Below are 25,029 nucleotides of genomic sequence, written 5' to 3'. Positions count from 1 at the left end.
ATGAACTGGAACCATGTTTGGGAGCTTTTTAAAATTAATCTCCTCTATGCAAATCCTCAAGCAGTAACTAACCTACAGAAACGTCAGGAGAAAAAGAAAAAGGCTAATTTCTCCATCGTTAATGCCATGCTTAGACAACAACTCTTGATTTTAATTATTTTTACGGTTGTATATAGCTATCTTTTTGTAGGTGTCGATTATAAGGCCAATCCTGGAGTCTTAACCCTATATCTTTTGACATTTTCAGTCATGGGGCTTCTTCAGACCTTTACAGCTCTTTATAGTACCTTTTACGATAGTAAGGATAGCAAGGCTTATCTGCCTCTTCCCTTAAAGCCATCAGAAGTCTTTTTGGCCAAGACCTTGTCAGGTTCTATGGTTGGGATGACCTTCATGGTACCTATCCTTAGTCTTCTCATTCTAGCTTACTGGCAATTTATTGGCCCACTGGGGATAGTCGTGGGGCTGCTATCCTTTATCGTTTCTCTCTTTATCAATCTGGTTTTTTCAGTGATTCTGTCTAATAGTATTGGAACGCTGATTGTTCGCAGTTCTCGTCAAAAGCTCTATTCGACTATTTTGATGACCCTGTCAACCCTATTGATTATGTTCCCTATCATGATGGTTGGTTTTCTTAATGGTTATGTTAAGGGTGCTGGACATATCGATTTTCCTTTGTTGCCTTATCTAAGAGGTTACTATGATGTGGTAGCTGCTCCTCTATCTCCGGAGGCCCTACTAAATTTTTATCTTCCTCTTATCTTAGTGCTTATCTTGGGCTTTTGGTTTTATAAAGTCAGAATGCCTCGTTATTTCCACGAAGCCATTTATAACAAAAAGGCTAGAAAGACTCAGGTAAAAGTTGTTACTCGAAGTCAAAGACAGGTCTTGGTTCGCCATCATTTATCTACTTTGGGAAACTCAACCCTCATTATCAATACCTATGTGGTACCAGTATTATATATGATCATGCTGGGTGGAGGTGCGTTCTTTTTGAAAGATTTAGGTCCAGATTATTTCGGGCTCATGCTTTTAGTCGGAATTGCCTTTGGTTTCTTTTCAGCGCAACCAACAAGTTTTCTTGGGGTGGCAACTTCCTTAGAGGGAACAAACTTTGACTTTATCCGTAGCCTGCCAATCAATACGGGTGACTATCTTCGTCAAAAGTTTTGGATTTTCTATGGCTTGCAAGTCGGTGTATCCCTCTTACTAGGAGGACTTGGTTTAATATTCCTTGCACATCTCCATCCTATTTTGGTGGCAAGTTTCGCTCTTGGTTTTCTCGTAACAACCTATCTTGTAGGTGGCTATTTCTTTGAACGTGACCTTAAATTATTGGAAGTGAATTGGCAGGAAGTCACTCAGCTCTTCAATCGGGGTGGCGGACAGTGGCTCTATATGGGTATCTTTATTCTTACAATTTTCATCGCTGCCTTGCTAGGAGGTATTGTCTTCTTTGCAAGTAAGTTCTGGATTGCCCTAGTAGTCAACGTTATAGTATCTGGGCTTATAGCTTTAATTGCCCTAATCGTTTATCTCTTTGTTGATCGCAGACGTTGGAAACGTATTAGAGCCATGTTTTTTGCCTAGAACAAACTGTTTAAAGAGTCTCTCCGATTGGAGGGATTCTTTTTTACTGAAAATCCTTAATATGTAAACTTATGCATTATATATGTTAAAATACCTGAATTTAGTGTATAATCATAAACATGAAACGAAATTTTGACTCAGTAAAACGCCTGGTTATCAAAATCGGGACTAGCTCTCTGGTTTTACCATCAGGAAAAATTAATCTTGAAAAAATCGATCAATTAGCTTTTGTCATTTCTAGCCTGCATAATAAAGGGATTGAGGTTGTCCTCGTATCCTCTGGTGCCATGGGCTTCGGGCTCAATGTCTTAGACCTAGACAAGCGACCGGCTGAAGTCGGTAAGCAACAAGCCGTCTCAAGTGTAGGGCAGGTAGCCATGATGAGCCTCTATTCTCAGGTCTTTTCACATTACCAAACTAAGGTATCTCAGTTGCTTTTGACCCGTGATGTGGTCGAGTATCCTGAGAGTTTGGCCAATGCCATCAATGCCTTCGAGAGCCTCTTCGACCTTGGAGTTGTTCCAGTTGTTAATGAAAATGATGCTGTCAGCGTAGATGAAATGGACCATGCGACTAAGTTTGGGGACAACGACCGCTTGTCAGCTATCGTAGCTAAGATTGTTGGTGCTGACCTACTCATTATGTTGTCAGATATTGATGGGCTCTTCGATAAGAACCCAAATGTCTATGAGGATGCCACCCTTCGTAGCTATGTCCCAGAGATTACAGAGGAAATTATAGCCTCAGCTGGTGGTGCCGGTAGTAAATTTGGTACGGGTGGTATGATGAGTAAGATTAAGTCAGCTCAAATGGTTTTTGAAAATCAAAGCCAAATGGTTTTGATGAATGGTGAAAATCCACGTGACATTCTTCGTGTCCTAGAAGGAGCCAAAATCGGTACACTCTTTAAACAGGAGGTCTAATATGACATATATCGATACATTGGGCCAGCAGGCCAAAGTGGCGGGTCGTCAGATTGCTAAATTGTCAACAGCAGCTAAAAACGACCTTTTAAATCAGGTAGCTAAAGCTCTAGTAGCTGAGAGTGCCTATATTATCACTGAAAATGCTAAGGATATGGCCAATGCCAAGGAAAATGGTATTTCAGAGATTATGCAAGACCGCTTGCTCTTGACGGAAGACCGTATCGCAGGGATTGCTGAGGGTGTCCGTCAGGTGGCAGATCTTCAGGACCCAATCGGTCAAGTAGTTCGTGGCTATACGAATCTGGATGGTCTCAAAATCGTTCAAAAGCGTGTTCCTATGGGTGTTATCGCTATGATTTTTGAGAGCCGTCCCAATGTCTCAATCGATGCCTTTAGCCTTGCTTTTAAAACCAATAATGCTATCATTCTTCGTGGAGGACGTGATGCCATCAATTCCAACAAGGCCTTGGTTACAGTAGCCCGTAAGGCTTTGGAAAATGCGGGTATCACAGCAGATGCCGTTCAGCTGGTTGAAGATACCTCTCATGAGGTAGCAGAAGAACTCATGGTGGCGACTAAGTATGTAGACTTGCTCATCCCTCGTGGCGGAGCCCGTCTCATCCAAACAGTTAAAGAAAAAGCCAAGGTTCCTGTCATCGAAACGGGTGTTGGTAACTGTCATATTTATGTGGATAAATATGCTAACTTAGATATGGCGACACAGATTGTCATCAATGCCAAGACTCAACGACCAAGCGTGTGTAATGCTGCAGAATCTCTCGTCGTTCATGCTGATATTGCGGAAGACTTCTTACCTAATTTGGAAAAAGCTATTTCAAAAGTTCAGGCTGTTGAATTCCGTGCGGATGAAAAGGCTTTGAAACTTATGGAAAAAGCTGTACCAGCTTCACCAGAAGATTTTGCGACAGAGTTTCTTGATTATATTATGTCTGTTAAAGTGGCAGACAGCCTTGATGAGGCCATTGATTGGATTAATACCTACACGACATCGCATTCAGAGGCTATCGTAACTCAGGATATCAGTCGTGCGGAGCAATTCCAAGATGATGTTGACGCTGCAGCTGTCTATGTTAATGCCTCAACCCGCTTCACAGATGGATTCGTCTTTGGACTAGGTGCTGAAATCGGAATCTCAACCCAAAAAATGCACGCCCGCGGTCCAATGGGACTTGAGGCCCTTACCTCAACCAAGTTCTATATTAATGGCCAAGGTCAAATTAGAAAATAAACCATCAAGCTCCTCATGGGGCTTTTTTGGTCTATTTGCTAGAGTATAAAGCTTTTGCTATACTGGGGGTATCAAAAATGAGGAGCTTTTGTGATGTTTAGAGCTTATAAAAAGTATTGGATGGGCTATGTCGATTTCACGGGACGTTCAACTCGCTCAGACTATTGGTTGGCAGTTCTAGCAAATACTATAGTAACTATCATTTTATTTAGCATAGTTATAGTTGTAATTGTTTTTGATAGTCCGAATAGTCATTATCATGTTATTTTCAAATTACTGTATGGGTTTGCAATGCTATATTGTTTTGCTAACTATATTCCATCTATTGCCCTTCAGGTGCGTCGCTTACGTGATGCCGGTTTTCACTGGGCATTGATTTTCTTACGCTATGCGCCTGTTATAGGTGATATCGTACTGTTGGTTTTGTTTTGTCAACCCACAAAAGTAGAACTTCCTTTCAACAATTTTAATAATCTTCAGCAATGATAGTTACTTAACAGCCTCCTTAGGCTGTTTTTAAGTCAATTTGCCAGAAGACCGGACTTTTGGTATAGTAGAAGTATCAAAAAATGAGGAGATTTTATTATGATCGAAGCTTATAAGAAGTTTTGGAAGGGCTACGTAGATTTTGAGGGACGTTCAACACGTTCAGATTACTGGTTTGCATATTTGGCAAATATGTTAACTGTCGTTGCTTTTTATGTGTTGTTAGCAGTATTTGGAGGAATTGCAGGTGCAACTGATTCAAGCTTTTTAGCTGTTATTTCACTTATCCTACTACTTATCTTTTTTGCCTATGGTATTGCTGCGTGTTTACCTGGTATTGCTGTAACTGTTCGTCGTTTGCGTGATGCTGGCTACAATTGGCCGTATATTTTTGTTACATTTATCCCATTTGTAGGTGGTATTATCTTAATTGTGTTGTTGTGTAAACCAACTAAGGTTGAGTATCCATTCAACAACTTCAATAATCCACAGCAATAATAATGACTTAACAGCCTTGCTAGGCTGTTTTTTAGTTGATTTGTCAACCTCCTCTTCTCTTGTTATACTGAGAGTAACATAAAAAAGGGGGATTTTATTATGATTGAAGCCTACAAAAAATTTTGGAAGGGCTATGTTGATTTTACGGGCCGTTCAACACCCTCGGATTACTGGTTTGCATATTCGGCACATGTATTGATTTTCTTTACTTGGTATTTGCTCCTAGCAGTGTTTGAAAGAATGGCAGCTGAAACAGGATCAAGCGATTTATTTACTATTGGTGTTATTTTATTTCTTATCATATTTGTTTTTTGTATTGCTGCGGTTTTACCAGGTATTGCTATAACTGTTCGTCGTTTGCGTGATGCTGGCTATAATTGGCCGTATATTTTTATTCCTTTAATTCCATTTGTCGGTATTTTTATCCTTATTTTTCTACTATGTCAACCAACAGAAGTAGAAGTGCCATTGAACAACGTCGATAACCCACAGCAATAACGACAATCAACCAACTCAAAGAGTTGGTTTTTCTGATGTCAAAAAAGTTTTATGTTAATGTTGCACATTTTAATATTTCTGATATAATCTTATCTGAGACTAATCAATACTAAAATATATTTAAGAAATGTGAATATTCTATGAAACTAATTCGTCATTTAAAAGAAAAACGTTATCTTATTTTGGCATTTACCCTACCGGCTATTCTTTTGGCATTGGCTATTGTCTTTTTGCAGCCTGCGCAGAATCATGCTAAGGTCCAAGTTAAGGTGGGGACTAAGCAGTCATCATCAAGCAAACCCAAGTCTTCATCCAAGTCATCTAGCTCTAGTTCGTCGTCATCTTCTTCAACTTCAAGTGAGTCATCAAGCGAATCTTCATCATCAAGCTCAACGGTAGAAGCAGCTAGTCAGACAGAAGCAAGCTCAACTCCTGCGGTAGCATCGGCGCCAACGCCTTCTTCAGCACAAGAGACTTATCAAGCGCCCCAGTATAACTATGTGCCACCAACAGCTTATACAGAGTCACATAGTGATGCTCCAAGTTACACAGCTCCTGCCTACAGTGCAGATGTCAGCTCTGGGACAGCAGAATAAGAGTCAAAGAGAAGGAAAGTTAGACTAAAAATGAAAAGTAAAGTTTTAGTGTTAGTGACGGCTTTGTCTAGTTTAGTCCTCTTGACAGCTTGTTCAAATCTGCAGAATGGCTTAACAGCGACGACTTCATCTTCATCAGTAGAGCAGTCACAATCAAGTAGTAGTGAAAGCTCTAGTACAAGTACTAGCTCAAGCTCTAGTCAGGAGAAAAAGGTAGATACCTCTGCCTATGATAGCATCATTAGTAAGTACCAAACGGCTGTGGCCAACAACCAAACGGATGCCTCACTTAATTTTCTCGTTGTGACCTATGCTAATTCTCAAACAAGTCCTGCCTCAACGGTCTATACTTACCGTGATTTGGATGGTAATGGTGTTGATGAGTTGATTCTTGCTTTTAAGCCAGGTCAACTCTTTAAAGAACATGTGATTACAGATATTTACACTATCTCTAAGGATAGTTGTCAGGTTATTCGTCTGACAGAAGGTCCACAACTGGGCATGTTGGGTGAGCGTATGACCTTGACTTACCTTACGGATAACACCTTTAGCTATTATGGTAGTGCCGGTGCCACAGCAGGCGGTGGTGCAGGCTACCGCTTTAGTAGTGATGGTCAGTCTCTTGTAAAAGATGATAGTGATTCGGGCGCAGATGAGGTTGATCTCTCTAATTGGGGTTGGAAGGACCTGAGTAGCGCCTCTACTAGTAGCTCTAGCACAGCGTCACAAACGCCAACAAGTTCATCAGCTCTTAAGCCTGATGAGCTCAAAAATGGCAATTACAAATCAGCTGTAGGAACATGGAAATCTTCAAATGGAAAGACCATCACCATTACTTCAGATGGGCAGTTGGATTTCTGGGGCTATACTTATCCTATCGACAAAGTCTCACCGAATCAGTATGTGTCTGGTATATATACCTTAACTTATGTTGATTCTAGTCCAGTTGGAAATACTCCAATTCAGCTTTGTCCTAAGGGAGTTAGTGATGCAAGTGATGCGGGAGATAACAGTAAGGATCGTATTCTAGCGACGAATGGAGTGCCATCTGAGGAAAGCTATTTTTACAGAGTGGATTAATCTTATCAGATGATATAGTAACTAAAGAGTTAGGCCTCGGGTCTGGCTCTTTTACTATCCTGTCAACTTACAGAACGAGACAATTTCTCTATTCTTGTGCTATAATAAAAGTTATGACTAATGAATTTCACCATGTAACCGTTCTTTTACACGAAACTGTTGATATGCTTGATATCAAGCCCGATGGCATCTATGTAGATGCGACCTTGGGTGGCGCAGGACATTCGTCTTATCTTTTGTCGCAATTGTCTGAAAAGGGTCATTTGTACTGTTTTGATCAGGACCAAAAGGCTATTGATAATGCTCAAGTGCGTCTCAAGGACTATATTGATAAGGGCATGGTGACTTTCATCAAGGATAATTTCCGTAATCTCAAGTCCAATCTTGAAGCCTTGGGGGTGTCTGAAATTGATGGCATTCTCTATGACTTGGGTGTCTCTAGCCCACAGTTGGATGAGCGTGAGCGTGGTTTCTCCTATAAACAGGATGCCAAGCTGGATATGCGCATGAATGAGGAGGCGAGTCTGACTGCTTACGATGTGGTCAATACCTATCCTTACAACGATTTGGTGCGTATTTTCTTCAAGTATGGTGAGGACAAGTTCTCTAAACAGATTGCACGTAAGATTGAACAGGCTCGTCAGGTTAAACCAATTGAGACCACGACGGAACTGGCGGAAATCATTAAATCAGCTAAGCCTGCTAAGGAATTGAAGAAGAAGGGCCATCCAGCCAAGCAAATTTTCCAAGCTATTCGTATCGAAGTGAACGATGAGCTGGGTGCTGCGGATGAGTCTATTCAAGAGGCCTTGGATTTACTTGCTGTAGATGGCCGTATTTCGGTCATTACCTTCCATTCTTTGGAGGATCGATTGACTAAACAGCTTTTCAAGGAAGCCAGTACGGTAGATGTGCCTAAAGGTCTACCTTTTATTCCTGAAGACCTCCAGCCTAAGGTGGCCTTAGTTAATCGTAAGCCAATCCTACCTAGTCAGGAAGAATTAGAAGCTAATAACCGCTCGCATTCTGCTAAATTGCGTGTGGCTAAAAAAATCAGGAAATAATTATGGAAAATAAGGAACATCAGATTGTTAATAGAGCCATTAGAAACCATATTCGTTTTATGACGCGTATGGAAAAGGCCTTCTATTCGGCAATTGTTTTGACAGCTATTGTGATGAGTATCGCTGTTGTATTTTTACAAGGGCGTAATCAGGCTATCAAGCAACAAATCACAGACCTTAATAGCAAGATTAGTGATGAAAAAACAGAGCTTAACAATGCTAAGCAGGCGGTTAATGAGTTGACTAACTCTGACCGTATTAAAGAGATTGCTAATAAGGCAGGCCTGTCTATTAATAACGATAGTATTAAGAGTGTGAAGTAACCAATGAACAGATTAAGAAAACTTAAACATTTATTTCTAAACTATGTCGTTAGGGATAGGCGAAAGCCAGCCCAGAATCGACAGCACGTTGGTCAGAACCTTATGGTTCTCAGCATCTTTATCTTTTTCGTCTTTATTATCAACTTTGTGGTGATTATCGGGACAGACAGTAAGTTTGGTGTCGATTTGTCTACCCAGGCTGCTAAATCTTATAACACTAAGACCACGGTGGCTGCCAAGCGTGGGACGATTTACGACCGAAATGGAAATGTTTTGGCTGAGGATTCAACCAGTTATGCCATTTACGCTATCGTGTCGACCAGTTATGTATCAGCGACTCAAGAAAAACTCTATGTCCAAGATAGTCAGTTTGACAAGGTTGCTGATATTTTAAAGGATAAGCTAGGAATTGAAAAGAGTGATTCCTTGGCCCAATTGCGTACTAAGGGTGCCTACCAGGTTTCCTTTGGGCTAAAGGGGAAGGGAATTACCTACTCTGTTAAAGAAGAACTAGAAAAAGCCTTTAAAGATGCGGGAATTAAGGGGATGGCCTTTGAAGCAACAACGTCACGAATGTACCCTAATGGAACCTTCGCGTCAGAGTTTCTTGGTCGTGCCGAAGCTGTTGAAAATAAAAAAGACGGCTCATATTCTTTAATTGGTCAAACTGGTTTGGAGCGCTCGCTCAATAGCCTCTTGACTGGAACAGATGGAGAGGCCATCTATGAAAAGGATAAAAACGGTAATACGCTTCTAGGTACGGAAACCATTACCAAGGAAGCTATCGATGGTAAGAACATCTATACAACCTTGTCAGCGCCTCTCCAAACCTTCTTAGAAACGCAGATGGATACCTTTATGGAGCAGACGCAAGGTGTCAATGCTTCAGCGACAGTTGTCAATGCAAAAACAGGTGAAATTCTTGCGACGACACAACGTCCTACCTATAACTCTGATACCCTCGAAGGACAAGCCAAGAAAAGTTATGACTGGGTTAACCGACTTTATGAGGCCCAATATGAACCAGGGTCAACCATGAAGGTCATGCTCTTGTCATCGGCTATCAATAACGGAAGTTTCAATCCTAATGCGACCTATAGCAATGCCAACGGTATCAAGGTTGATGATGTTGAAATCAATGACTGGTCTATTAATGAAGGTATCTCGTCAGGCCGAACCATGTCATTTGCTCAAGGCTTCTCTTATTCAAGTAACGTTTTGATGACCATGTTGGAACAAGAGATGGGAGACAAGGTTTGGTCAAACTACCTATCACTCTATAAGTTTGGACTTCCAACCCGTTTTGGGATGGTAGGTGAATCTTCAGGGGTTGTCTCAAGAAACTCTGTGAATATTGCGCAATCATCCTTTGGACAAGGGATTTCAGTGACTCAGGTTCAGATGCTTCGTGCTTTTTCAGCTATCTCTAACAATGGTGTTATGTTGGAACCTCAATTTATCAAACAAGTTGCAGATGTTAACCAAGGCACTGTTCGTACGGCTAAGAAAGAAGTTATTGGTAAGCCAGTTTCCAAGCAGGCTGCTTCTGAGACCCGTAATTATATGATTTCTGTTGGTACAGACCCAGAGTTTGGTACCCTGTACAACAAGTCTGAAGGTTCGCCAATCATTAAGGTTGGTAACTATGATGTTGCGGTTAAGTCAGGAACAGCCCAAGTGGCCGATGAAAAAACAGGAACCTATAAAGTTGGGACCAACGAAACGCTCAACTCAGTTGTAGCTATGGTTCCTTCTGATGATCCACAATATGTTATGTATGTAACAGTTCAGGAACCTAAGACCTGGGATAATAATTTTTATGCGACGGTGGTTAACCCTGTCCTAGAAGAAGCTATGTCCATGGGTGATACGCTTGATACCTCTGTTTCTGAAGGTGGTGGAAAGACCGATGAAACGAGCTATCAAACCGGCGATATTATCGGTAAGAGTCCGGGCGAGACAGCTAACACCCTTCGTCAAAACTTGATTCATCCGATTGTTCTGGGTGTTGGTGATAAGATTGAGAAGGTTTCTGTAGATGCCAAAGCCAATATCAAGGCTAATGAACAGATTCTTATCATGACCAATGATTTCACAGAACTTCCAGACATGTATGGTTGGACCAAGAAGAACGTTGAAACCTTTGCCAAATGGAAAGGCATTAAAGTTACTTATAAGGGTGGCAAGTCAGGGACTGTTACCAAACAAAGTGTTGCGGCAGGAAAAGCCCTGTCTAAAACCAAGAAGATTACCATTACTTTAGGAGACTAAGATGACTATGAGTCTGATAGCAGGTGTGGCCGCCTTTGTGTTGACGGTGCTCGCCATGCCTCACTTTATTACTTACTACAAAATCAAGAAAATCGGTGGCCAACAAATGCATGAAGATGTGAAGCAGCATTTGGCTAAGGCTGGAACACCAACTATGGGAGGGACAGTCTTCCTAGTGGTTGCCATCTTGGTTAGCTTGATTTTTAACTTCCACGTCTTTAGCGAGGGCCACCAAGCCTATGGTGCTACAGTAGGGATTCTCTTTGTAATTTTGATTTATGGAATCATCGGCTTCCTTGATGATTTCCTTAAGATTTTCCGTCAAATCAATGAGGGACTTAAACCTTGGCAAAAGATGGCCTTGCAGATTATTGCGGGTTTGCTTTTCTACTTTATCCACGTACTCCCTAGTGGGACAGATAGCCTAGCTATTGGTGGATTAACCATTCATCTCGGTGTCTTTTATGTTCTCTTTGTCCTATTCTGGATTGTCGGTTTCTCAAATGCTGTGAACTTGACAGACGGTATTGATGGTTTAGCTTCTATCTCTGTGGTTATCAGCTTGATTGCCTATGGAATTATCGCTTTTGTCAAGGGTGAGTTCGCTATCTTGACTATCATTATCACTATGATTGGGGCACTTCTTGGCTTCTTCGTCTTTAACCACAAGCCAGCCAAGGTCTTTATGGGAGATGTCGGTTCCTTGTCACTTGGAGCTATGCTTGCGGTTATCTCTATTGCCCTACGTGTAGAGTGGACCCTACTCTTGATTGGTGTGGTTTATGTCTTTGAGACAGCTTCTGTCATGCTACAGGTCAGCTATTTCAAATACACTAAGCGTAAGTATGGTGAAGGTCGTCGTATTTTCCGTATGACACCATTCCACCATCACCTCGAGTTGGGTGGTCTTTCAGGTAAGGGTGACAAATGGTCAGAGTGGAAGGTTGATGCTTTCCTTTGGACAGTTGGAGCACTTGCAAGTGCCATTACCCTTTGGATGGTTCTTGGAAACGTTATGAAATAAATGAAAAGAGCAGAAATGCTCTTTTTCTGTTATAATGATAGGGATAGACTAGATAGAAAAGAAGAAGTAAACATGTCATTTAAAGATTTTAATTTTAAAACATTTATTCAGGAGGCTCTTGACGAGATTAAGTTTAAGGAGCCAACACCTGTTCAGCAGAAATTGATTCCTGTAGTCCGTTCAGGTCGTGATTTGGTTGGTGAATCAAAGACGGGTTCAGGGAAAACACATACTTTCCTCTTGCCAATTTTTGAGAAGCTCAATCCAAAGAGTGGTGATGTTCAAGTTGTTATCACAGCGCCATCACGTGAATTGGCGACACAAATTTACCAAGCGACAAAACAGATTGCTAAACACTCTGATACAGAAATTCGTGTGGTTAACTATGTGGGTGGTACAGACAAGCAACGTCAGATTGAGAAGCTCAAGGTAGCCCAACCCCATATTGTTATCGGAACACCAGGTCGTATTTATGACCTAGTTAAGTCTGGTGACTTGGCTATCCACAAGGCCCATACCTTTGTTGTTGACGAAGCTGATATGACCATGGACATGGGATTCTTGGATACTGTGGATAAGATTGCGGCAAGTCTTCCTAAAGAAGTGCAAATTTTGGTCTTCTCAGCAACCATTCCTCAAAAATTGCAACCATTCTTGAAGAAGTATTTGACCAATCCAGTCATGGAACAAATCAAAACTTCAACAGTTATTGCAGATACCATTGATAACTGGTTGGTATCTACCAAGGGGCGCAACAAGAATGAACAGATTCTTGAGATGCTTAAGGGGATGCAACCATACCTGGCAATGATTTTCGTTAATACCAAGGAACGTGCTGACGATTTGCACAGCTACCTAGTGTCAAATGGTCTTAAGGTTGCCAAAATTCATGGAGGTATTCCACCACGTGAACGTAAGCGTATCATGAATCAAGTCAAGAAGCTTGATTTTGAGTACATTGTAGCGACTGACCTTGCAGCGCGTGGGATTGATATTGAAGGGGTTAGCCATGTTATCAATGATGCCATCCCTCAGGATTTGTCTTTCTTTGTTCACCGTGTAGGACGTACAGGACGTAATGGTTTGTCAGGAACAGCCATTACCCTCTATCAACCAAGTGACGACTCAGATATTCGTGAGCTTGAAAAGATGGGGATTACCTTTGAACCTAAAGTCTATAAGGACGGCGAGTTTCAAGATACCTATGACCGTGACCGTCGTGCCAACCGTGAAAAAGCCTATCAAAAACTTGATACGGAAATGATCGGTTTGGTTAAGAAGAAAAAGAAAAAAATCAAACCTGGCTACAAGAAGAAAATTCAGTGGAAGGTTGACGAGAAACGCAAACGTGAGCGTCGTGCAGCTAATCGTGCGAAGGAGCGTGCTGAGCGTAAAGCTAAGAAGCAAAGTTTCTAAGTATTGGCTTCTAGGTGAGAGCAAATTTTAATTTAAAAATTCAAGAGGTTGAAACCAAAGTGTTTCAGCTTTTTTGATTATTATCAAACTTTTTGGAAACTCAAAAGACCTTATTTAGTTTGAAGATATATTTTTCTTTTGAGCCTAAGGTCTCAAAACTTCCCAACGCTTATGACTACAAAGTCTTAGTCGTCATTATCACAGTGACAAGTCTCAGTATATGCTCACTACACTCGCAAAATAATTGGCTGTCTTAAGAACTGAAACTATGACAGATTTTAAATAGTTTTATCACAGCCATTTTTAAGAAGCTTTCCGTTTAAAGTAAAATAATGTGTAAGTTTGAGGTTATTAGTTGAGTCAACTCTCAAAATCAGGTAGTGACATTTATGTCACTACTTTTTTGTTGGCTTTCTATCTATAATACAATCATAGCTTTTGAGAAAAGGCTAAAAAATATTTTAAAGGAGGTTGTTTTAATGACGACACAAATCATTAACAATTTTAACTCACTTAATTCCGAAGATCTTTCTACTGTTAAGGGTGGAGCATGTAGTTTTTGGGGAGCTACAGCTGCCGTAGGCGTCGGGGCTGTTGGAGGAGCCATTAAAGGTGGTATTCAAACAGGTACTTGGCAAGGTGCAGCCTTAAAGGGTATTGGTTATGGTATTAAAGATGGGATTACTTATGGACTTATTTGTCGTTATTAGGCGATTACTGAGTCAATTTTTTGGCCAAATAGTACTTGCTCTCCTAATTTATGGGCTTATATTCTTTGCTTGGCAACACTTTAGAGGAGAAATTTTCTCAATTGTGTGCATCTATGTCAGTATATCCCTAGCAGATGACGTCTATCATCTCGCAGAAGAATATGTTAAAAAGAAAGTTAACTAGGAATACGTTCCTGTTTGAAAAATAGCATGTAAAAACTTGGCAGAATGATTGTCAAGTTTTTTTATAGCAAAAGTGCTACAATAGGAGTCATGAAAGACAAGATTCGAATTCTTCATATCAATGATTTACACTCTCATTTTGAACAGTATCCACAACTCAAGCGAGCTGTGGATGATTTGAGTCAGACAGATAGAGAGTTGATCAAGGTAGATCTTGGGGACAATGTGGATAAGTCCCATCCCTTATCTGATGCGACAGCCGGGCGTTTTAATGTAGCCCTGATGAATGAGTTGGGGATAGACTATGCGACTATTGGAAATAATGAGGGGATTGGTCTGGCCAAGGAGGAGCTAGACTGTCTTTATGAGCAGGCTAAGTTTCAGCCGATCATAGGAAATCTCAAGGATGAGGGGAGACAACCTGAATGGGCTAAGCCCTATCTTATCCACAAAACTAAAGCAGGTACAAACATTGCTTTCTTGGCCTATACCTTCCCATATTACATCACCTATGCTCCCAACGGTTGGCAAGTGTTAGAGCCTATGGCTCGGTTGGAAGAGGATTTGGCTCGTCCCGAGGTAAGGGATGCAGATATAGTCGTCGTTCTTAGCCACCTAGGTGTACGTTATGATGAGCAGATTGCAGAGACTTATCCACAGGTAAATCTTGTCATCGGAAGCCACACGCATCACCTTTTTGAAGAGGGCAAATTAGTCAATGAAACCTATTTAGCAGCTGCTGACAGATATGGTTATTATCTTGGCTGTATTGACCTTACTGTGAAAAATGGGCAATTGATAGAGTGTCAGATTGAGGCTATCCCCACCAAGTCCTACATCTTGGATTTAGACAAGGAGGACGAAGCCTTTATCAAGGCTATGCGTGAGGAAGGCCATCGTCGTTTAGCTCAGAAAAAAGTAGCTAATCTAGGTCGAGAACTAGATTTTGATGAGACCTGTCAATTGGTTTTGCAGGCTGTTTGTCAGGAGACTCATAGCCAATTAACGCTTTTAAATACTGGACTCATCATGAAGACTTTGGGTCCTCAAGTGACCATGGCAGACCTGCAAGAAGCCCTTCCTCATCAGATGCGGATGGCTCGTCTAGTCGTGACAGGACAAGAGCTCAAAGAAATCTGTCAGGAAGTTTTTACTAAGGCTGAACTCCTTAAAAATCAAGCTATTAAAGGTATGGGATTTAGAGGGAAGACATTTGGTGAAGTAATCACGGGGAATTTTGCTTACAAAAACGGTAATTTGTTGTATAATAGAAGGGTTGTAGATTCCAATGAGAAGTTTAGTTTGGTCCTTGTGGACCAGTACTACTTTGCTTCTTACTTTCCTACAATTAAGGAAAAGGAAGTTACTCTTCTTTTTCCAGATTTGTTAAGGGAACTTGTGGCCAAGTATTTAGGAAAAAATGGTGCCAATTGGGATAAGATATAGAGACTTTATTACAGCATCATGATAGAAAATAAGAGAGAGCAGAAAGGATGGCACATGCGTAAAGAAATCTTGCCAGAAATGTTTAATTATAATAAATATCCAGGGCCAGACTTTGTGTATGTGGCTGATCTTCTGAAATCAGATGCCTGTCAGTTTACAGTTCTTGAAAATCACAAGGATGCTTTAGACGCTACCCGCTTTGGGCAACGTTTTTCTGAAATCATGCTCAAGTATGATTATATCGTTGGGGACTGGTCCAATGATCAGCTTCGCCTTAAGGGATTTTACGAGGACGAGCGCCCTAATACGCGTAAGACAGACCGCATTAGCCGATTGTCGGAGTATTTGCGTGAATACTGTGCCTTTGGTTGCGCCTACTTTATTTTGAAAAATGAAGAGCCGCAATTAATCGTCTTTGAAGAGGAGACAGAACCTCGTCGCAAGCGCCGTCGTTCTAATAATCGTCGTAATGCTTCTCAGGAATCTAGAGAGCGCAATGCTTCTCAAAAGAATAAAGGACAAAAAGCTTCTGCTAAGCAAAAGCCAGACAAGTCCAAACGAAGAGATAGGGATCAAGAGGGTCCAAGCTTTGAGAAAATCAAGCGTCGCCCTAAGTTCAAATCTAGATCCGAGGACGGTGGTCGTGAGCGTAAGCCTAACTTCAAGAAGAGTCAGAAGCAAGCTCCAAAATCTAAAGGTCAAAACACCCCATCGAAGAAACAAAGCCAGACCAAGTCAGATGGTCAGCATTTCACAATCAGAAAAAAAGGAAATTAAACTATGTCAGAAGTAACAACACAAGCAAAACCAGAACGCCGTAAACGTCAGAAGTTAGAGGATATGGAAGGCTACAAACCTTCTATTTATGGTCTTACTCGTGACGAGTTGATTGATTGGGCTATGGAACACGGTGAAAAGAAATTCCGTGCTACTCAAATTTGGGATTGGCTCTACAAGAAGCGTGTGCAATCTTTCGAAGAAATGACTAACATTTCTAAGGATTTCATTGCTAAATTGAATGAGAATTTCTGTGTGAACCCATTGAAACAACGTATCGTTCAAGAATCTAAAGATGGTACCGTTAAATATCTTTTTGAATTGCCAGATGGTATGTTGATTGAGACGGTTTTGATGCGTCAACACTATGGTTTGTCTGTCTGTGTGACAACCCAGGTTGGATGTAACATCGGTTGTACTTTCTGTGCCAGTGGTTTGATTAAGAAACAACGTGACTTGACTGCTGGTGAGATTGTGGCGCAAATCATGTTGGTACAAAAATACTTTGACGATCGTGGCGACGGTGAACGTGTAAGCCACGTGGTTGTTATGGGTATCGGTGAGCCATTTGATAACTATGACAATGTGCTTCGTTTCTTGCGTACCATTAACAATGATAATGGTCTTGCCATTGGAGCGCGTCACATTACCGTATCAACATCTGGTTTGGCACCAAAAATCAAGGAATTTGCTAACGAAGGTGTTCAAGTTAACCTCGCCGTATCACTTCACGCGCCTAACAATGACCTTCGTTCAAGCATCATGCGTATCAACCGCTCGTTCCCACTTGAAAAACTCTTTGAAGCTATCGAGTATTACATCCAGACAACCAACCGTCGTGTAACTTTTGAGTACATCATGCTTAATGAGGTCAATGATCACCCTGAAAACGCTCAAGAGTTGGCTGATTTGACTAAGAAAATCCGTAAGTTGTCATACATCAACTTGATTCCATATAACCCAGTATCAGAGCACGACCAATATAGTCGTTCAACCAAGGAACGTGTGGCGGCCTTCTACGATGTGCTCAAGAAAAACGGGGTTAACTGTGTCGTTCGTCAAGAACACGGTACAGATATCGATGCTGCTTGTGGACAATTGCGTTCAAACACTATGAAACGTGACCGTCAAAAGGCCGTAGCAGAAGCTTCTGGTAAATCAGAAGGTAAATAAGATGTTTCAGCTGACGACTTGGGTAGATAAGGATGGAGAACTGACACTAAAAGGAAGACAAGCAAGCCAAGTTTTGGTTTGTGCTTATCTCCTTTGTTTAGTGCTCCTATGTTGGACACCCCAGTACGGGCTAGTTGAAGGTGTTGAAACTCCTGGGATTCAACATTTTGGTCGTGTGGTGGTCCTCTTGACCCCATTCAATAGTTTGACCAACTTTTATCAGTTGGATAGTCTTAAAGAGATTGTCTTTGTGCTTGGGCAAAATGTGACCAATATTTTCTTGCTGAGTCCGCTGATTTTAGGACTTTTAGCCTTGTACCCCAGATTCAGGTCTTGGCAAAGGGTCCTTTTAGCCACGTTTATCATGTCTTTGACGATTGAGGTTGGACAAGTCATTCTAGACCTTCTCATTGATGCTAATCGTGTCTTTGAGTTAGATGATTTATGGACCAATACTTTGGGAGGTTTGGTGGCACTAGGTGTCTACCGCTTCCTTGTAAAACTGATTCAAACGCATTTTAAAGAGTAAAAAACCTGGGACCCTACGCGTCTCAGGTTTCACTTATTTTCTATCATACAAATACAACACATTCAAAAGAGGGAAAAATGAATAAACACTTTTGGAGAAACAATGAAACACTTAATGATGACAGTAGTCACCGTATTAACGTTAGGAGCAACAATGACGATGGTTAAGGCAGATACTTATCAAAGTGGCCGTGATGCCGATATCATGCGAGAAAGAGGACAGGTTTGGAATTATTCTGAGTCTAAGAGAGAGCCTCAATTAGCCAACTACAACACCGATGGTCGCTATCTCAGTGAGGCAACTAACTTTGAATTATACAATTTTGTCAGAGAGTATAAGACATCTGATGAAATCAGACGCATTTGGAACCCCAAGAAGGACGAATCAGTTATCCACGATAAGGATAGCTACTCTATTGACGATGGGCACAAGGTCTATAATTTTGACTCCTTTGCTTATCAATTGCCAGAGTCTACTGATTTTGGGAAATTGACTTATATTGGTTACTTTCAGTTAGAAGATGGTACAATTTATCGCTATTGGAAATAACCTTTTGTTAGAATTATAATCACTCGTTTGTAAGGATAGGGGGAATCACTTGTTTTTTAAAGAATCAATCATTGCAAAACTTTGGTGGTTTTTCAAGTTAGAAAAACGCCGGTATATTGTCGGGATTTTGGCACTGAGTCTGGTTTCGTTACTCAATCTGATTCCTCCTATGGTTATGGGGCGGGTCATTGATGCTATTACATCGGGGAAATTGACCAATCAGATCTTGCTTTTGAATCTTGTGTATTTGCTTTTGGCAGCTTTAGGAATGTACTATTTGCGCTATGTTTGGCGGATGTATATCTTAGCGACCTCTTATCGCTTGGGTCAGATTATGAGGTCACGCCTTTTTGAGCATTTTACCAAGATGTCGCCTTCTTTTTACCAAAAGTACCGAACTGGGGATCTCATGGCCCATGCAACTAATGATATCAACTCCTTAACCCGCTTGGCTGGTGGGGGTGTCATGTCAGCCGTAGATGCGTCTATCACAGCCTTGGTAACCTTAATCACCATGTTCTTCAGCATTTCCTGGCAGATGACCCTGGTGGCTGTCTTACCCCTACCCTTCATGGCTTTTGCGACTAGTCGTTTGGGACGCAAGACCCATAAAGCTTTTGGAGAATCCCAGGCAGCCTTTTCAGAACTTAATAATAAGGTTCAGGAGTCGGTATCAGGGATCAAGGTAACCAAGTCTTTTGGCTATCAGGAGGCTGAGCTTCAGTCCTTCCAAGAGACCAATAAGATGACTTTTAAAAAGAATATGCATACCATGAAGTATGACAGCCTTTTTGATCCTTTGGTCTTGCTCTTTGTTGGCTCATCTTATGTTTTAACCCTTCTTGTCGGGGCCTTTATGATTCAGGCTAATCAGATAACGGTCGGAAATTTAGTAACCTTCATTACCTATTTGGATATGTTGGTTTGGCCTTTGATGGCCATTGGTTTCCTCTTTAATATCACACAGAGGGGAAATGTATCCTACCAACGTATTGAAAATCTTCTGGAGCAGGAATCAGATGTTCAAGATCCTGCACATCCTCTCCGAAGTATCGAAAATGGTCGCTTAGAATATGCGATTGACCGCTTTGCTTTTGAGGATGAGGATACTTTGCGAGATATTCATTTCACCTTGGACAAGGGCCAAACCCTTGGTTTGGTTGGACAGACTGGCTCAGGAAAGACGGCCCTTGTCAAGTTGCTCTTGCGGGAGCACGATGTTAATCAAGGAGCCATCTATTTAAATGGCCATGACATCAGAGACTATCGCCTATCAGACTTGCGTAGCTTGATGGGGTATGTTCCTCAAGACCAGTTTCTCTTTGCCAGTTCCATTTTAGACAATGTTCGTTTTGGTAATCCTGACCTCGCCTTTGAAAAGGTGGAAGAAGCGACTAAGTTGGCTCAAGTTTATGATGATATCAAGGATATGCCTGAAGGCTTTGAAACGATCATTGGTGAAAAGGGTGTTAGCCTATCAGGCGGTCAAAAACAACGTCTGGCCATGAGTCGGGCCATGATTTTGGATCCAGACATTTTGATTTTGGACGACTCCTTATCTGCGGTTGATGCCAAGACAGAACATTCCATTATTGACAATCTTAAACATACCCGCAAGGATAAGACGACGATCATTACCGCCCATCGTCTTAGTGCGGTGGTGCACGCTGACCTCATCTTAGTCATGCAAAATGGTCGTATCATTGAACGGGGCCGTCATGAGGACTTACTAGCTCAGGGTGGTTGGTATGCCAAGACCTATGAGTCTCAACAGTTAGAAATGGAAGGAGGAGAAGTTGATGCCTAATCAAAACCAATGGTCTGTGTTTAAGCGTCTCTTGACTTATCTCAAGCCTTACAAATTCTTGACCTTTCTAGCTTTGACCTTCCTTTTGTCCACAACGATTATTAAGAGTATCATTCCCCTTGTGGCCTCTTATTTTATCGACTACTATCTGCATGATGTTAATCAGGCGGCAAGCTTGATTCTGATTGGTTACTATGGGCTTTATCTCTTGCAGACGCTAGTCCAGTATTTGGGAAATCTCTTTTTTGCGCGTGTGTCCTACAGTATTGTCAGGGATATACGCCGAGATGCCTTTGCCAATATGGAGAAACTAGGTATGTCTTACTTTGACAAAACTCCAGCAGGCTCTATCGTTTCTCGCTTGACCAATGATACAGAGACTATTAGCGAGATGTTCTCAGGGATTCTGTCTAGCTTTATTTCGGCTATCTTTATCTTTGTTACCACCCTTTACACCATGATGATCTTGGACATTCGTCTGACCGGGCTTATTGTGCTCTTTCTTCCTCTGATTGTCCTTTTGGTTAACCTTTACCGCAAAAAATCAGTGGTTATCATTGAAAAGACCAGAGCCTTGCTTTCAGATATAAATGCCAAACTATCAGAGAGTATCGAAGGGATTCGCATCATTCAGGCCTTTAACCAAGAGAAACGCCTCAAAAAAGAGTTTGATGCTATTAATGAGGAACACCTGATTTATGCTAGCCGTTCCATGTCACTGGATTCTCTCTTTCTACGCCCAGCCATGAGCTTACTGAAGCTCCTGGGCTATGCCGTTCTTATGGCCTATTTTGGCTATCGTGGCATCTATCTAGGTATCACAGCGGGGACCATGTATGCCTTTATCCAGTACATTAACCGCCTCTTTGATCCCTTGATTGAAGTGACACAAAACTTCTCAACCTTGCAAACCTCGATGGTCTCAGCAGGTCGGGTCTTCGCCTTGATTGACGAGCGTACCTATGAGCCTGAACAGAGAGACACAGATGCCAAGGTTACTGAGGGGAATATTCGTTTTGAAAATGTCTCTTTCTCCTATGATGGTAAACACCAGATTTTAGATAACATATCCTTCTCTGTCAATAAAGGTGAGACCATCGCCTTTGTTGGTTCTACAGGTTCCGGAAAATCCTCTATTATCAACGTATTCATGCGTTTTTATGAATTCCAATCAGGACGAGTTCTTCTTGACGGTGTAGATATTCGCGATTATAGTCAGGCAGAGCTGCGTAAGAACATTGGTCTTGTCCTTCAGGAACCCTTTCTCTATCATGGTACAATCAAATCCAATATTGCCATGTATCAAGATTTAACTGATGAAGAGATCAAAGCCGCTGCTGAGTTTGTGGATGCCGACCACTTTATCGACAAACTTCCAGAAGGCTACGATGCTCCAGTTTCTGAACGAGGTTCAAGTTTTTCAACTGGCCAACGTCAGCTTCTAGCCTTTGCTAGGACCGTTGCTAGCCAGCCTAAAATCTTGATTTTGGATGAAGCGACAGCCAATATTGATTCGGAGACAGAGGCTATTGTTCAAAACTCTCTTGCAAAAATGCGTCAAGGACGTACAACCATTGCCATTGCCCACCGCCTATCGACGATCCAAGATGCCAACTGCATCTACGTCTTAGACAAGGGGCGTATCATCGAACACGGTAGCCATGAGGAGCTCCTAGCCCTCGGCGGTACCTACCACAAGATGTACAGCCTACAAGCAGGTGCAATGGAAGGAGAGTAAGATAGTTTAGAGTATAGATTCTATATTCGAAAAGATTTCTTAAAAATCAAAATCGAGTGGTGACATTTATGTCACTACTTTTTTGTTGGCCTACAACCTATAATAAAACCATAGCTTGAGAGAAAAAGCTAAAAAATAATATTTTAGGAGGTTGTTAGAATGACAACACAAACAATTAACACTTTTGAAACACTCGATCTCGAGGCACTTGCAAATGTTGAAGGTGGAAAAGTCAATTGGGACCGTTTATCTAGTAGCGCTAGTGGTGCTGCTGAGGGAATTTATTTCTGTGCCGCATCAGGTGCTCCACTCTTTACGCTTGCACCTTATGCTATTGTAGGGTGTGGAGTTGTCGGAGCTGGTCTTGGTTATGCTTTCCCACATTAATTAAAAATTTACTAATTATGAAACTACAAAATAATAATGCAGTAGCATTACAGTTATTAAGACTAGGAAGTGCTGCAATAGTTGTTCTTCTCATTAATTTAGGTTTTTACCTTTATGAAAAAGTGACTCCGGTATGGATTCTGTTTGGATTAGGCTTGCTTACTATATTCGTAGGAGTGATCAACATTATTTTTTACCGGTTATCAAAAAAACAATCAGTAACAAAAAGCTATTTGACGCTAAAACAATCATTTGGTATTTTCCTTAGTGTTTCATTGTTTGTCTTGTGTGTCGAGTTTTTCAAACTACTAACACTAACGGACTTTACGGATCGCATTGTATTATTTATTTTAATGCTTTTATTGATTTTATTTGATATTCTTACTTATTTTCAAGTTAAAAAATATTTCAAAAGATAAAAGGTATCCATACTCATGACTAAAAAACGCCTAGTGTCTCTAATGATGTCTATGGGCTTCGTCCTTGTTGCCTTACATAACTTGGAAGAAAAACTGAGTTTTGGACTTCAATGCCTAAATCTTATTGGGCTATGTCTATTTCTCTTTCTTATGTGTACGATTATCAAGGATATAAGGTCAGACAAGTGGTGACATTTATGTCACTACTTTTTTATCGGCTTCCAATCTATAATAAAACTCATAGCTTTGCACAGAAAGCTAAAAACACTTTAAGGAGAAAAGTATGTTCAAAAACTCAAAACCGTATTTACTGGCTACCATTCTCATAGGAATGGGCCTCGCTAATCTATTTAGAAGTTTGGATGCAGTCCACCATACCATTAACTTGTTGGGGCTAACCTTGCTTCTTTATAGTCTGCTTTTTAAAAAATGGGCACAGTTTAAAAAGTAACCTTTTGCCCCTTTGAACGTGAGGTGCTTGCAAATGCTTATTTCTGATGTTCCCGAAGTAAAATTATTCTTGCTAATGATAGCGGAGATTGTATTATATTTGATTGCTTTTCTTTGTAATAGAAAAGACAAAGATATGTATATTCGTTTATTTAAAATATCAGTGCTAATGACGCTATTGTATTACATCTCCAGTAGAATTTAATCGTTAAGGGCTTACTTGAGATCTTACAGCAGTATAAAAAAATACAGAAAGGAATAGAGTTAAATGTAATAGCTTATTCAGTTTACAAGACTGACTGAGGTTATTCATAATTTAGGTGTTTTATCATGAAGTTAAAGAATGTTAGTTCGAGAGTATTGCGATTTTCTAGGGTCGTCACTGCTGTACTGGCAGTTTTCCTTATAAGTACCAGTATTTCTCTCTACAACAGCAAGACCTCTCCAGAGATTTGGTTAGCAGTCGGAGCACTAGCTTTAGTAGTCATTTTGGTAAATGGTCTGCTCTGCCGTATGCTTAAGAAACGTCCAGATTCAGTGAATCCGTTAACAATACGGCAGTCCTTCATTGTCTTTCTTGTCATCTCATTGCTAGTGCTTTGTGTAGAGTTTTACACATTACTAACATTCAGTGATACCACAGACCGTATAGTACTAGCCGTATTAATGCTTTTGTTAATTCTCTGTGATTTTCTAGCTTACTTGCAAGTCAAAAAATATTTTAAAAGATAGAAAATATAGTAACCATTTGTGACATTATTCAATTTACGTTGCATAAAGTGCATAAAAGCGCTATAATAAGAAAGTGATTAATAAAAAATGTGAAAATTAGAGTAGGATTTCTATGGCTTGAAAGAAATTCTTCTACCGTATAGACAAAACCTGCAAGGTCTGGGTTTTCAAAAAATGTCATGAAAGGAGGATTACTATTGGAACAATTTGTTATTTCTAGAAAATACATAAAATTTATCCTACAAGTTATCTTGGCTGTATGTATTCAATGTGTGATAACATTTTTCTGGCATCAAGAAAGAACATTTTTATTTTACACCTTGTCACTCTATGTTTCTTTATCGTTCTCTGATGATCTTAGTCAGCTGATTTTTAGAAATGAGAAGTGATGTCGTTACTCTAATCTAGCACAAGTAATGTGACAGATACGAGGTTTTAGCTATTCTAGATTCAGAATAATAGCCAATCATTCTTTAGATAACGCCCTAGTAGTTTATGTAAATGACTCTAGTAGAAAAGGAATGACCATGGTGATATTACAAAAATTTAGTTCTGCTGTGTTACGTTCGTTACGTTTCCTATCAGCAATCTTAGGAGTAGTCATTGGGAATATAGCTTTAAATCCTCTATCTAGTCAGCATCCAATCTGGATTTGGCTACCATTTAGGACCTATAGCTATTTTTTGGGACGCTGGCTTTTAAATGACTATCAGGGTGCTATACTAAAGATGTGATTGAAAAATTAGTTAAAAGAAATAAGGAGGTTTTCTTAATGACAGGACTTAAATGGTTTGCAGGAGGCAAAGAGAGACGAGAACAAGCAGTAGCTATCATCGATGAAGTAATTGAAACTATTGGAGATAAGCCAGATTATGCTGATTTGAAGCAGGTCCTGCACTCTTACCGAACGGAACTTGCAGACTCTCGTTCAGCCACTCCCTATATCTTAAGCAGGATGTCACTGGAAATATCCGAAGTGGTCAGAAAAGACCAGCTAACCTTGTCTCCCTTTATCGAGGAGCGAATGGCAGAGTTGCGAAAATTGCTAGCGATTCGTTATGGCTATTGATGTCATTAGGGAAGATTTCTTGGTTTTAAGGTTGAGTTG

At 40.7% G+C, this 25,029-nt stretch carries 26 protein-coding genes; all 26 read left to right on the top strand.

Translation table 11 applies throughout. The features are described 5' to 3' along the window. The 26 genes from PCY16_RS02785 (at nt 1) to PCY16_RS02665 (ending at nt 24,990) form a co-directional block, all read left to right on the top strand. A complete protein-coding gene (locus PCY16_RS02785) occupies nt 1-1,590 on the top strand; it encodes an ABC transporter permease (protein WP_195413526.1) in 1,590 nt (529 codons plus the stop codon). 119 nt (nt 1,591-1,709) lie between these two features. Beyond that, nucleotides 1,710-2,513 carry a glutamate 5-kinase gene (gene proB, locus PCY16_RS02780; RefSeq protein WP_048790193.1) on the top strand — a complete coding sequence of 268 codons (804 nt, stop codon included), beginning with the start codon at nt 1,710-1,712 and terminating at the stop codon, nt 2,511-2,513. A gap of 1 nt (nt 2,514) precedes the next feature. Continuing rightward, nucleotides 2,515-3,765, top strand: a complete 1,251-nt coding sequence (locus PCY16_RS02775; RefSeq protein WP_195413527.1) for a glutamate-5-semialdehyde dehydrogenase — start codon at nt 2,515-2,517, stop codon at nt 3,763-3,765. 93 nt (nt 3,766-3,858) lie between these two features. Then, entirely contained in the window at nt 3,859-4,251 is a 393-nt protein-coding gene (locus tag PCY16_RS02770) for a DUF805 domain-containing protein (protein WP_195413528.1), read from the top strand. A gap of 99 nt (nt 4,252-4,350) precedes the next feature. Continuing rightward, a complete protein-coding gene (locus PCY16_RS02765; protein WP_195413529.1) occupies nt 4,351-4,749 on the top strand; it encodes a DUF805 domain-containing protein in 399 nt (132 codons plus the stop codon). A gap of 99 nt (nt 4,750-4,848) precedes the next feature. Further along, nucleotides 4,849-5,247, top strand: coding sequence for a DUF805 domain-containing protein (locus tag PCY16_RS02760; protein ID WP_195413530.1), 399 nt, complete (start codon nt 4,849-4,851; stop codon nt 5,245-5,247). A 140-nt stretch (nt 5,248-5,387) separates the two neighbouring features. After that, nucleotides 5,388-5,843 carry a Wzz/FepE/Etk N-terminal domain-containing protein gene (locus PCY16_RS02755; RefSeq protein WP_195413531.1) on the top strand — a complete coding sequence of 152 codons (456 nt, stop codon included), beginning with the start codon at nt 5,388-5,390 and terminating at the stop codon, nt 5,841-5,843. A 30-nt stretch (nt 5,844-5,873) separates the two neighbouring features. Then, the gene (locus PCY16_RS02750; RefSeq protein WP_195413532.1) at nt 5,874-6,923 is read left to right on the top strand and encodes a hypothetical protein; all 1,050 of its coding nucleotides are present in this window, start codon (nt 5,874-5,876) and stop codon (nt 6,921-6,923) included. 113 nt (nt 6,924-7,036) lie between these two features. Then, nucleotides 7,037-7,987, top strand: coding sequence for a 16S rRNA (cytosine(1402)-N(4))-methyltransferase RsmH (rsmH, locus tag PCY16_RS02745; protein ID WP_002888254.1), 951 nt, complete (start codon nt 7,037-7,039; stop codon nt 7,985-7,987). 2 nt (nt 7,988-7,989) lie between these two features. Next, nucleotides 7,990-8,310 carry a cell division protein FtsL gene (gene ftsL / locus PCY16_RS02740; RefSeq protein ID WP_002891750.1) on the top strand — a complete coding sequence of 107 codons (321 nt, stop codon included), beginning with the start codon at nt 7,990-7,992 and terminating at the stop codon, nt 8,308-8,310. A 3-nt stretch (nt 8,311-8,313) separates the two neighbouring features. Beyond that, nucleotides 8,314-10,581 (top strand): penicillin-binding protein PBP2X, encoded by a 2,268-nt coding sequence (pbp2X, locus tag PCY16_RS02735; RefSeq protein ID WP_037602531.1) that lies wholly within the window; start codon nt 8,314-8,316, stop codon nt 10,579-10,581. 1 nt (nt 10,582) lies between these two features. Continuing rightward, nucleotides 10,583-11,605: a phospho-N-acetylmuramoyl-pentapeptide-transferase gene (gene mraY, locus PCY16_RS02730; protein WP_002891748.1), complete on the top strand. Its 1,023-nt coding sequence runs from the start codon at nt 10,583-10,585 to the stop codon at nt 11,603-11,605. A gap of 72 nt (nt 11,606-11,677) precedes the next feature. Then, nucleotides 11,678-13,021, top strand: coding sequence for a DEAD/DEAH box helicase (locus tag PCY16_RS02725; protein WP_195413533.1), 1,344 nt, complete (start codon nt 11,678-11,680; stop codon nt 13,019-13,021). A 479-nt stretch (nt 13,022-13,500) separates the two neighbouring features. Further along, nucleotides 13,501-13,731 carry a Blp family class II bacteriocin gene (locus PCY16_RS02720; protein ID WP_002884558.1) on the top strand — a complete coding sequence of 77 codons (231 nt, stop codon included), beginning with the start codon at nt 13,501-13,503 and terminating at the stop codon, nt 13,729-13,731. A 273-nt stretch (nt 13,732-14,004) separates the two neighbouring features. After that, complete coding sequence (locus PCY16_RS02715) at nt 14,005-15,360, top strand: bifunctional UDP-sugar hydrolase/5'-nucleotidase (protein WP_048674863.1); 1,356 nt, start codon at nt 14,005-14,007, stop codon at nt 15,358-15,360. A 54-nt stretch (nt 15,361-15,414) separates the two neighbouring features. Then, entirely contained in the window at nt 15,415-16,137 is a 723-nt protein-coding gene (locus tag PCY16_RS02710; protein ID WP_048790202.1) for a YutD family protein, read from the top strand. Between the two features lie 63 nt (nt 16,138-16,200). Then, complete coding sequence (gene rlmN, locus PCY16_RS02705) at nt 16,201-17,310, top strand: 23S rRNA (adenine(2503)-C(2))-methyltransferase RlmN (protein WP_096832658.1); 1,110 nt, start codon at nt 16,201-16,203, stop codon at nt 17,308-17,310. Nucleotide 17,311: 1 nt separating this feature from the next. Continuing rightward, nucleotides 17,312-17,839, top strand: coding sequence for a VanZ family protein (locus PCY16_RS02700; RefSeq protein WP_048790203.1), 528 nt, complete (start codon nt 17,312-17,314; stop codon nt 17,837-17,839). Nucleotides 17,840-17,941: 102 nt separating this feature from the next. Continuing rightward, nucleotides 17,942-18,388: a hypothetical protein gene (locus PCY16_RS02695; RefSeq protein ID WP_229056623.1), complete on the top strand. Its 447-nt coding sequence runs from the start codon at nt 17,942-17,944 to the stop codon at nt 18,386-18,388. A gap of 49 nt (nt 18,389-18,437) precedes the next feature. Continuing rightward, entirely contained in the window at nt 18,438-20,195 is a 1,758-nt protein-coding gene (locus PCY16_RS02690) for an ABC transporter transmembrane domain-containing protein (RefSeq protein ID WP_048790205.1), read from the top strand. Then, complete coding sequence (locus PCY16_RS02685; RefSeq protein WP_195413534.1) at nt 20,188-21,933, top strand: ABC transporter ATP-binding protein; 1,746 nt, start codon at nt 20,188-20,190, stop codon at nt 21,931-21,933. The genes PCY16_RS02690 and PCY16_RS02685 overlap by 8 nt, the downstream gene beginning before the upstream one ends. 159 nt (nt 21,934-22,092) lie before the next feature. After that, nucleotides 22,093-22,320 carry a Blp family class II bacteriocin gene (locus tag PCY16_RS02680; RefSeq protein ID WP_070575402.1) on the top strand — a complete coding sequence of 76 codons (228 nt, stop codon included), beginning with the start codon at nt 22,093-22,095 and terminating at the stop codon, nt 22,318-22,320. A gap of 17 nt (nt 22,321-22,337) precedes the next feature. Further along, nucleotides 22,338-22,739, top strand: coding sequence for a hypothetical protein (locus PCY16_RS02675; RefSeq protein WP_070575405.1), 402 nt, complete (start codon nt 22,338-22,340; stop codon nt 22,737-22,739). Nucleotides 22,740-23,022: 283 nt separating this feature from the next. Then, nucleotides 23,023-23,190: a hypothetical protein gene (locus PCY16_RS02670; protein ID WP_002884432.1), complete on the top strand. Its 168-nt coding sequence runs from the start codon at nt 23,023-23,025 to the stop codon at nt 23,188-23,190. Nucleotides 23,191-23,519: 329 nt separating this feature from the next. Beyond that, nucleotides 23,520-23,921 carry a hypothetical protein gene (locus PCY16_RS11220; RefSeq protein WP_324250387.1) on the top strand — a complete coding sequence of 134 codons (402 nt, stop codon included), beginning with the start codon at nt 23,520-23,522 and terminating at the stop codon, nt 23,919-23,921. A gap of 772 nt (nt 23,922-24,693) precedes the next feature. Beyond that, nucleotides 24,694-24,990, top strand: coding sequence for a bacteriocin immunity protein (locus PCY16_RS02665; RefSeq protein WP_021152512.1), 297 nt, complete (start codon nt 24,694-24,696; stop codon nt 24,988-24,990). Nucleotides 24,991-25,029: the final 39 nt, after the last annotated feature.

It is taken from the genome of Streptococcus sp. SS4, assembly GCF_030440125.1.
Taxonomy (GTDB): domain Bacteria; phylum Bacillota; class Bacilli; order Lactobacillales; family Streptococcaceae; genus Streptococcus.
The sequence above is the reverse complement of the archived record's forward strand: the minus strand, read 5'-3'. Positions and strand labels throughout refer to the sequence as shown.

What these genes read in the sequence shown, in the direction of transcription:
- PCY16_RS02750 (WP_195413532.1), top strand. Translation starts at nt 5,874, where the DNA reads ATGAAAAGTAAAGTTTTAGTGTTAGTGACGGCTTTGTCTAGTTTAGTC.
- PCY16_RS02695 (WP_229056623.1), top strand. Translation starts at nt 17,942, where the DNA reads ATGAAACACTTAATGATGACAGTAGTCACCGTATTAACGTTAGGAGCA.
- PCY16_RS02675 (WP_070575405.1), top strand. Translation starts at nt 22,338, where the DNA reads ATGAAACTACAAAATAATAATGCAGTAGCATTACAGTTATTAAGACTA.
- PCY16_RS02760 (WP_195413530.1), top strand. Translation starts at nt 4,849, where the DNA reads ATGATTGAAGCCTACAAAAAATTTTGGAAGGGCTATGTTGATTTTACG.
- PCY16_RS02715 (WP_048674863.1), top strand. Translation starts at nt 14,005, where the DNA reads ATGAAAGACAAGATTCGAATTCTTCATATCAATGATTTACACTCTCAT.
- ftsL (WP_002891750.1), top strand. Translation starts at nt 7,990, where the DNA reads ATGGAAAATAAGGAACATCAGATTGTTAATAGAGCCATTAGAAACCAT.
- PCY16_RS02680 (WP_070575402.1), top strand. Translation starts at nt 22,093, where the DNA reads ATGACAACACAAACAATTAACACTTTTGAAACACTCGATCTCGAGGCA.
- PCY16_RS02685 (WP_195413534.1), top strand. Translation starts at nt 20,188, where the DNA reads ATGCCTAATCAAAACCAATGGTCTGTGTTTAAGCGTCTCTTGACTTAT.
- PCY16_RS02700 (WP_048790203.1), top strand. Translation starts at nt 17,312, where the DNA reads ATGTTTCAGCTGACGACTTGGGTAGATAAGGATGGAGAACTGACACTA.
- mraY (WP_002891748.1), top strand. Translation starts at nt 10,583, where the DNA reads ATGACTATGAGTCTGATAGCAGGTGTGGCCGCCTTTGTGTTGACGGTG.
- PCY16_RS02765 (WP_195413529.1), top strand. Translation starts at nt 4,351, where the DNA reads ATGATCGAAGCTTATAAGAAGTTTTGGAAGGGCTACGTAGATTTTGAG.
- PCY16_RS02785 (WP_195413526.1), top strand. Translation starts at nt 1, where the DNA reads ATGAACTGGAACCATGTTTGGGAGCTTTTTAAAATTAATCTCCTCTAT.
- PCY16_RS02710 (WP_048790202.1), top strand. Translation starts at nt 15,415, where the DNA reads ATGCGTAAAGAAATCTTGCCAGAAATGTTTAATTATAATAAATATCCA.
- pbp2X (WP_037602531.1), top strand. Translation starts at nt 8,314, where the DNA reads ATGAACAGATTAAGAAAACTTAAACATTTATTTCTAAACTATGTCGTT.
- PCY16_RS02775 (WP_195413527.1), top strand. Translation starts at nt 2,515, where the DNA reads ATGACATATATCGATACATTGGGCCAGCAGGCCAAAGTGGCGGGTCGT.
- PCY16_RS02665 (WP_021152512.1), top strand. Translation starts at nt 24,694, where the DNA reads ATGACAGGACTTAAATGGTTTGCAGGAGGCAAAGAGAGACGAGAACAA.
- PCY16_RS11220 (WP_324250387.1), top strand. Translation starts at nt 23,520, where the DNA reads ATGAAGTTAAAGAATGTTAGTTCGAGAGTATTGCGATTTTCTAGGGTC.
- PCY16_RS02725 (WP_195413533.1), top strand. Translation starts at nt 11,678, where the DNA reads ATGTCATTTAAAGATTTTAATTTTAAAACATTTATTCAGGAGGCTCTT.
- proB (WP_048790193.1), top strand. Translation starts at nt 1,710, where the DNA reads ATGAAACGAAATTTTGACTCAGTAAAACGCCTGGTTATCAAAATCGGG.
- rsmH (WP_002888254.1), top strand. Translation starts at nt 7,037, where the DNA reads ATGACTAATGAATTTCACCATGTAACCGTTCTTTTACACGAAACTGTT.
- PCY16_RS02770 (WP_195413528.1), top strand. Translation starts at nt 3,859, where the DNA reads ATGTTTAGAGCTTATAAAAAGTATTGGATGGGCTATGTCGATTTCACG.
- PCY16_RS02755 (WP_195413531.1), top strand. Translation starts at nt 5,388, where the DNA reads ATGAAACTAATTCGTCATTTAAAAGAAAAACGTTATCTTATTTTGGCA.
- PCY16_RS02670 (WP_002884432.1), top strand. Translation starts at nt 23,023, where the DNA reads ATGTTCAAAAACTCAAAACCGTATTTACTGGCTACCATTCTCATAGGA.
- rlmN (WP_096832658.1), top strand. Translation starts at nt 16,201, where the DNA reads ATGGAAGGCTACAAACCTTCTATTTATGGTCTTACTCGTGACGAGTTG.
- PCY16_RS02720 (WP_002884558.1), top strand. Translation starts at nt 13,501, where the DNA reads ATGACGACACAAATCATTAACAATTTTAACTCACTTAATTCCGAAGAT.